Origin of the sequence: Clostridium sp. RTP31139st1_H3_RTP31139_211217 (assembly GCF_040227035.1) — a bacterium.
In the GTDB taxonomy this organism is placed as follows: Bacteria; Bacillota; Clostridia; order Clostridiales; family Clostridiaceae; genus Clostridium; species Clostridium saudiense.
Window position 1 is genome coordinate 80236 of the sequence record NZ_JBCOAB010000012.1, and the last position, 8776, is coordinate 89011.

Below are 8776 nucleotides of genomic sequence, written 5' to 3' on the forward strand. Positions count from 1 at the left end.
ATTCATTATACCATAATTAAATTAAATATATTAGGAGGGAAATATGCCACTATTAAATGAATACCACGAAAATCTTTATAAGCTGCATGTAAATATGATGCAAAGAAGAAGTTACTATGTTCCATTTATTGATACTGATGAAGCTATTAATATTAAGGATAGAAATAAGCAAACTAGTTTTTTTACACTTAATGGAATATGGCAATTTAATTATTTCAATAGCCTACAATTAATTAAAGACTTTAATAATATTAGCGAAATTAATCTTTCAGATTCAATTGATGTGCCATCTGTTTGGCAAATGAATGGCTATGATTATAACCAATATATAAATGTTAAATATCCTATTCCTTATAATCCACCTTTTGTACCTAAGGATAATCCATGTGCAATTTATAAAAAGGAATTTGATTTTAAAATAAATTCTGAATCACATGATTACCATATAAACTTTGAAGGAGTAGATTCATGTTTTTACTTTTGGATAAATGATATGTTTGTTGGCTATAGTCAAATATCTCATAGCATATCTGAATTTGATATTACAAACTTCTTAGTTGATGGTAAAAATACTATTACAGTATTAGTTTTAAAATGGTGTGATGGCACTTATTTCGAAGACCAAGACAAATTTAGAATGTCAGGTATTTTCAGAGATGTATATATACTAACAAGATCAAAGTCAAGAATTGTTGATTATAAGATTACTCCTAGTGTAAACGTATCATCTAAAAAAGGAAAATTAAATCTTAAAATTCTTTCAACTATTGGTAATCCACATATTAAATATACTTTATTAAATCCAGATAATACTATAATTTCTTCTGGAGACATAAATGATAATAACTTACAAATAGATATTACTGATGTAGAACTTTGGGATGCTGAGTCACCTAATTTATATACATTACTAATAGAAACAGAAAATGAAGTTATAAAAGAAAAAATAGGAATGAGAGAAATCAAAATAGAAAATTCAATTTTAAAGATTAATGATACTCCTATAAAATTGAAAGGTGTTAATCACCATGATTCTGATCCAGTTAAAGGATATGCCGTTACTTATGATGACTTGCTTTGTGATTTAAAATTAATGAAAGAATGTAACATTAACTCTATAAGAACATCTCATTATCCTAAATCTCCAATCTTTTATGAATTATGCGATGAATATGGATTTTATGTTATGAATGAAGCTGATATTGAAACTCATGGAGTTGTTGAATTATATGGAGCTGGATATTTAGATAATTATAATATGATAGCTGATGATAAAACTTATGAAAATGCTATTGTAGATAGAATTGACTCTTCTATAGTTCCTTTTAAAAATAGATCTTGCATTTTTATGTGGTCACTTGGAAACGAATCAGGCTTTGGAATCAACTTTGAAAGTGGAGCTAAACATGCTAGAAAATTAGATTCTTCACGTCCATTACATTATGAAGGTGCATTTTACGCTAATAAAGAAAGGAAAAATGATTTTTCTAACCTTGATGTTATTAGCAGAATGTATCCAAGCATAGATGAAATTAAAGATTACTTTAAAAAAGGTATAGACAAGCCATTAATATTATGTGAATATGCACATGCAATGGGTAATGGCCCTGGTGGATTAAATGAGTATGATGAACTTATTCAAAATCATGATGAATTTGCAGGTGCCTATGTTTGGGAATGGTGTGACCATGCTCTACTTATGAAAGAATATAAAGATGGTAAAAAAGCATATGGATATGGTGGAGATTTTGGAGAAATAAATCATGATGGAAACTTCTGTGTTGATGGTTTAGTTTATCCTGATAGAACTCCTCATACAGGATTATTAGAATTTAAAAATGTTAACAGACCTGTAAGAGCGTTAGAATTAGACCAAACTAATAAAAAAGTCAAACTAAAAAATATGCTTGATTTTAAAAATATCAATGACTTCTTAGATATTACTTATAAAGTGTATTTAGATGGTTGTTTACTTTCATCTAATAAATTAATATTAGAAAGCCTAAAAGCAAAAGAAGAAAAATGGTATGACTTAAATATATCAAATTTACCAAAGGGAATAGTTACTATACTATTTGAATACAGTGTAAAATATAATAATTCACTTTATGAAAAAGATACAATTTTAGGCCATGATCAATTTATTATAAAAAATGAAGCAGAAAATATATCATCTTTAGCTGAACTAATAAAAATTAATGCTACTGCTGAAAAGTTTTATATAGAAGAATCCGTTAATAAAATTAAAATTTCAAATTCAGATTTTAATTATATATATAATAAAAATACTGGTTCCTTTGACTTTATCGAATCATTGGGAGAAGTATTTATAGATAATCCTATGGACTTTATTATTTGGAGAGCTCCTACAGATAATGATAGAAAAATTAAAAATGATTGGATTGAAGCTGGTTTTGATCAAATTACAACATATGTATATAATAATGAAATTAAAGAATATTCAAATAAGGTAGAAATAATTAGTTCTTTAAGTTTAATTCCAGCATATAGAGAAAAAGTTCTTGATCTTACAGTAGTATGGAGCATTTATTCATCTGGTTTAGTTAATTGTGATATTAAAGCTGTTAAAAATATGAAAACTCCTTATTTACCTCGCTTTGGAGTAGAATTAAAATTAAATAAATCATATGAACATGTAAGTTACTTTGGCTTTGGCCCATATGAAAATTATATAGATAAAAATTCATCATGTTATTTAGGCAGATTTAATTCTACTGTTTCTGAAATGCATGAAGATTATATAAAGCCTCAGGAAAATGGAAGTCATCATTTCTGTAGAGAAGTTTCTATTAGTAATACTAAGAAAACGATCTATGTTTTATCTGAAAATGATTTTGCTTTTAATGCTTCACATTTTTCTGTTAATCAGTTAACTAATACTGACCATAATTTTGAATTAAATAAGGAGGATTTAACTTATTTAATTATTGATTATAAGCAAAGTGGTATTGGCTCAAATAGCTGTGGTCCTGATTTACCTGATGAATATAGATTTAATGAAAGTGAATTTTCGTATAATTTTTATTTAAAATTTTTATAATATTAATCTTTTATCTATGTACTATATATTCCCATAAAAAGAGTCAAGCTTTAAAGCTTGACTCCTCTTCTTAAGTTGTGATTTACTTTACTACATTTTAGTTTAATTAAATTTTACTTAATATTAAATCAACTAATCCATTAGCCATTTCATTTATTTCTTCTTGATTTTCCCCTTCAAGCATAACTCTTACTAATGGTTCAGTTCCTGATGGTCTTATAAGAACTCTTCCTACTCCATTTAGTTTAGCTTCAACCTCATTAATAGCCTTAACAATTTCTTCATCTTCTAAATATATATTCTTCTTATTATTAGGAACTGTAGCATTAACTAATACTTGTGGTAATTCCTTCATAACTCCAGCAAGCTCACTGAAAGTCTTTCCACTTTCCTTAACTATTGCTGCTACTTGAAGTGCTGTAACTAATCCATCTCCAGTAGTATTATGGTTTAAGAATATAATGTGCCCTGATTGCTCTCCACCTAATACATAATTATCCTTAAGCATTTCTTCAAGAACATATCTATCTCCAACCTTAGTTTTAACTAAATTAATTCCTTCTCTTTTAGCAGCAATATCTAATCCTAAGTTACTCATTACAGTTACTACTAAAGTATCATCCTTTAATTGTCCAGCTTCTTTTAATGCCTTAGCACATATCGTTAATAAAAAGTCTCCATTAATCATGTTTCCTTTTTCATCAACAGCTAAACATCTATCAGCATCACCATCAAAAGCAAAACCAATATCACATTTCTTTCTAACAACATAATCCATTAATTCTTCCATATGAGTTGATCCACAATTTTCATTTATGTTATTCCCATCTGGATTATCGTTAATTACATAAACTCTAGCCCCTAATGCTCTAAAAGCTTTAACTGCAGCTTTATATGCAGCACCATTAGCACAATCTAAAGCAACTTTTAATCCCTTAAAATCAGTTTTTATAGTACTTTTTGCATATTCTATATATTCATTTAATGCAGATTCTTCTCTATAAACTCTACCCACACCTTCACCAACTGGGCTTGGTACTCCTTCAAATCCACATTCTATTACTCTTTGAATTTCATCTTCTAATGAATCAGATAACTTGTATCCTTTTCCATCAAAGAATTTAATTCCATTATATTCTACTGGATTGTGTGATGCTGAAATCATTACTCCTGCATCAGCATTATATTCTCTTGTTAAGTGTGCTACTGCTGGAGTTGGCACTACACCTAAAATTATAGCTTCTGCTCCAACTGAAAGTATACCTGCTACTAAAGCTGATTCTAACATATCTCCTGATATTCTTGTATCTTTAGCCACTAATATTCTTGGTTTATGTGTCCCTTCTGTTAATACATAAGCTCCTGCTCTTCCTAAATTATATGCTAATTCTGCAGTTAATTCTGTGTTAGCTATTCCTCTAACACCATCTGTTCCAAACATTCTTCCCATTTCTGTTTACCTCATCTTTATTTTTATCTAATCTTATTCCCAGATTTTCTTATCTTCAAATATATATTCATGTAACTGATTTACTGTTGCATCCTTATCAAATGTTAAATAATAAATTCCATCAATCATTTTTCCTTCGCAATATCCATCTAAAGGAAATCTCTCTTGTTCTAATGAAGCTACTCCCATAGATAAAACTTCAGTTCCTAACTGCAATATTTCAGCTGAATTAAAGTTTGTTTTAACCATAGGTAAAACTTCACTTAATAATCCTGGATATTTAGTTGGATTCATAGCTAAAATTTTCCCAAAGATTTTAGTCAATACAGTTCTTTGCCTTTCTGTTCTTACATAATCTCCACCAGTAGCATATCTAATTCTTGAATAATCAAGAGCTTGATCTCCCGTTAAATTATAAGTACCAGCACTCTCTATTCCTTGAATATGTGATACTTCTTCACTAGTAATATCTACTGTTATTCCACCTATTTTATCTATAATTTTAGGCATAGTAGTAAAATTTACAGCAACAAAATCTTCAATATTCAAATTAAAGTTTTGATTTAAAGTCTTGATAGCAAGCTCAGCTCCACCAAATGCATATGCATGATTTATTTTATCTGTTCCATATCCATCTATATCTACATAAGAATCCCTCATTATTGAAGTTAGCTTTAACTTTTTATTATGAAAATCTAATGTAGCAATTATTATAGAATCTGATCTACCTACTCCACCATCTTCGGCATCTATTCCAAATAAAGCTATATTAGTTATCTTATCATCATATTGAGATAGCTTTTCTTCAACCTCTTCAGTTATTCCAACATTCTCTTTATCTATTTCAACCTTATCTATTTTATTTAATAGATAATTTCCATAAAAAACTGTTGCTCCCACTAAAACAAAAATTAAAATACCTGCTATACAAGTAGCCCATATAGCTACCTTCTTACTTTTTACCATATTCTCTTCCCCCAAATTCCTTACCTTTTAAATACCTTTATTTTCTCTATTAATATAGTATTATAAAATGCGATATAATATAGATTTATATCGCATTTTAAATTATTAATTACTAAAAACTATTCTACAGTAACTGATTTAGCTAAGTTTCTTGGTTTATCTACATCGCATCCCTTTTGCTTTGCAACATAGTAAGATATTAATTGAAGTGGTACAACACTTACCATTGGAGTTAATAAATCAATAGTCTTTGGAATATAAACTAAAGAATCAACAACGTCCTTAGTTGTAGTGTCTCCTTCATTAACTACTGCAAAAATATTTCCACCTCTTGTAGAAACTTCTCTTACATTAGAAACCATCTTGTCTTTTAAAGCTTCTTGAGTTAATAATGTAATAACTGCAGTTCCTTTATCTATTAAAGCAATTGGTCCATGCTTTAATTCTCCCCCAGCATATGCATCACAGTGAATATAAGATATTTCCTTAAGTTTTAAAGAACCTTCCATTGCTACTGCATAATCTAATCCTCTTCCTAAGAAGTAAATATCTCTGTGATTATAGTGTTTATCAGCATACTTTTGAAGTTCTTCCTTCATTTCTAAAGCTATTTCTATCTTTTCAGGAATAGTTAACATTTCGGCTTTAATAGCTTCTGCTTCTTCAACCGAAATAGTTTCCTTTAATCTACCAAAGTATAATCCTAAGATATAAAATGCAGCTAATTGAGTTACATAAGCTTTAGTAGATGCAACTGCAATCTCTGGCCCTGCTAATGTATAAATTACATCATCAGCTTCTCTAGATACTGAAGAACCGACAACATTAGTTATTGCAAGAACTCTAGCTCCTTGTCTTTGACCATCTCTTAATACTGCAAGAGTATCTGCTGTTTCTCCTGATTGAGATACTACTATTATAAGAGTTCTATCTGTTATTAATGGATCTCTATATCTAAACTCAGATGCAACATCTATTTCTACTGGAATTTTAGCAAGTTTTTCAATAACGGTTTTACCTACAACACCTGCATGATAAGCTGTACCACAAGCTACTATATAAACTTTATCAAAGTTTTCTAATTCTTCCTTACTAAACTTAACATTATCTAATTCAATTTCTTTTCCTAATTGAATCTTCCCTGCTAACGTATCTCTTACTGCCCTTGGTTGTTCATGAATCTCCTTTAACATAAAGTCTTCATATCCACCTTTTTCAGCAGCATCTACATTCCAAGTTACATGGTAAACTTCTTTTTCAATTCTTTCACCATCTTCAGTTCTAAGTTCAACCCCATCTTTAGTTAAGATAACAAATTCTTTATCTTCTAAAAGATATACATCTCTAGTGTGATTTAAAACTGCTGGTATATCAGAAGCTATAAAGCTTTCCTCTTCACCTAATCCAACTATAAGTGGACTATCTTTTCTTACTGCAATAATTTTATCTGGCTCATTATTTGCAATAACTCCAATTGCAAAGCTTCCTTCTAATTTTGAAGTTGCCTTAACTACTGCATCAAAAAGATTTCTTCCATCTTTATAGTAGTAATCTACTAAGTTTGGTATAACTTCTGTATCTGTTTCAGATAAGAATTCATATCCTTTTGAAGTTAACCACTCTCTTAATTTCATGTAGTTTTCAATAATTCCATTATGTACAACACTAATTGTTGCATTTCCATTTGAATGTGGATGTGAATTAACATCAGATGGCTCTCCATGAGTTGCCCATCTAGTATGTCCTATTCCTATATGTCCATTGATTGGATTAGCCTTTAAATCATTTTCTAAGTTTGCTAATCTTCCTTTAAGTTTTCTTACGCTTATTCTTTCATCTTCTATGATTGCAACACCTGCTGAATCATATCCTCTATATTCTAATTTTGAAAGACCTTCAACTAATAAATCAGCTGCTTGTCTTTTACCAATGTATCCTACTATTCCACACATATTTTATTCTCCTTATTATTAACTCTTATTATTATAACTTGAGTATTTTTTCTACTTATTTATCCATTTATAATAATAGTAAAATTTTCTTCTTCAAATTATAACATATTTATGTTATATTTTTTGATAAAAATAATAGTAACATACAACTTTTAACATAAATTTTAAAAGTTTTTTGCTATATTCTTTCAATATGACCTTCATTTAATTTTTATTTAACTAAACCAATACACTTACGTTTTTACATAAACTTATTTAATTAAACTGTAATTCCATAACACATAAAAAATATTTATCAATATTTGAGTATTACAAAATAATCATATTTAGATTTTATGCCCTAAAAACAATAATTTAAATATATTAACATTTCTTATTATATATATTGAAAATGGAAGACATAATGATCCTACTAATATGTTACTAATGAAAAATATATTATAATTAGTTATATTTAATATTTCAACTATTACTATCATAGATACTATTTGGAAAAACCACGAAAATAAATATATATCCATTGAATGTTTTCCTAAAAGCAATAAAATTTTAGCAATAATACTATTATGAGATATATTGTTTACAATATACACCAATAATATGGCGCCCAAAATCCCACATATAAATAAATATAAACCACTAAAATGAATATTAATAGTTACACCTGTACTAACAATACATGTATATATTAATATTAAAACAAAAGAAATTATTACACTTATTTTTCTAACCTTAAATAAATTATTACCATTTTTATTATATATATCTCTAGTATACATTTCAATTAAATAGAATACTAAAAAGAAGCAAGCTCTACTTATTGAAAACATTTAATTATATTTAGGTACTAATATATTTAATAATATGGCTATAGGCATTACTATTTTCCAACTTAATTTATATAACAAAGGTGCCATGATACTAATTATTAATAATGTATATAAAAACCATAATGCCCCCATAACACCACTTTCCGATCTGTTAAGTTATATGAACATTGCTCTTCTCAACCTAAGGAAATACAATAAGTTTGCGAGACTAAATAATACCCCCTTTGAAAAGGAGAGAAGAACAATGAGCAAAACTAATATAAAATGCCCACGCTGTAATTCTGATAAACTATATAAGTTTGGTATGAATAAGCAGGCTAAACAAAAGTATCAATGTAAGCAGTGTAAGCGCCAATTCGCCCTAGGCGACGGTGACGGACGTCCTAAACTTAATAATCCTAAATGTCCTAGATGCGGTAAGGGAACTTACTTACATCATGCATATAAACATTACAATCGCTATAAGTGCAATAACAAGAAGTGTAATCACATAATAGTAAAACATCACACCACCAAT

The 8776-nt window shown here is 28.4% G+C and carries 6 protein-coding genes; 2 read left to right on the forward strand and 4 right to left on the reverse strand.

Annotated features, from left to right (window positions below):
- Positions 1–43: 43 nt before the first annotated feature.
- Entirely contained in the window at positions 44–3061 is a 3018-nt protein-coding gene (locus ABUA17_RS07525; RefSeq protein ID WP_055277866.1) for a glycoside hydrolase family 2 TIM barrel-domain containing protein, read from the forward strand.
- A gap of 106 nt (positions 3062–3167) precedes the next feature.
- On the opposite strand, the gene glmM is transcribed toward ABUA17_RS07525, so the two are convergent.
- From glmM to ABUA17_RS07545, 4 genes are all read right to left on the reverse strand, one after another.
- Positions 3168–4511 carry a phosphoglucosamine mutase gene (glmM, locus tag ABUA17_RS07530; RefSeq protein ID WP_055277867.1) on the reverse strand — a complete coding sequence of 448 codons (1344 nt, stop codon included), beginning with the start codon at positions 4509–4511 and terminating at the stop codon, positions 3168–3170.
- A gap of 33 nt (positions 4512–4544) precedes the next feature.
- On the reverse strand, positions 4545–5477 hold the full coding sequence (locus tag ABUA17_RS07535; RefSeq protein ID WP_055277868.1) for an LCP family protein: 933 nt from the start codon (positions 5475–5477) through the stop codon (positions 4545–4547).
- Between the two features lie 119 nt (positions 5478–5596).
- Positions 5597–7429, reverse strand: coding sequence for a glutamine--fructose-6-phosphate transaminase (isomerizing) (glmS, locus tag ABUA17_RS07540; RefSeq protein ID WP_195951875.1), 1833 nt, complete (start codon positions 7427–7429; stop codon positions 5597–5599).
- Positions 7430–7755: 326 nt separating this feature from the next.
- Positions 7756–8259 (reverse strand): hypothetical protein, encoded by a 504-nt coding sequence (locus ABUA17_RS07545; protein ID WP_055278041.1) that lies wholly within the window; start codon positions 8257–8259, stop codon positions 7756–7758.
- Between the two features lie 34 nt (positions 8260–8293).
- Here ABUA17_RS07545 and ABUA17_RS07550 point away from each other — a divergent pair.
- Positions 8294–8776 (forward strand): IS1/IS1595 family N-terminal zinc-binding domain-containing protein (locus ABUA17_RS07550; protein WP_349824096.1); only part of this gene is annotated, 483 nt, incomplete at its 3' end.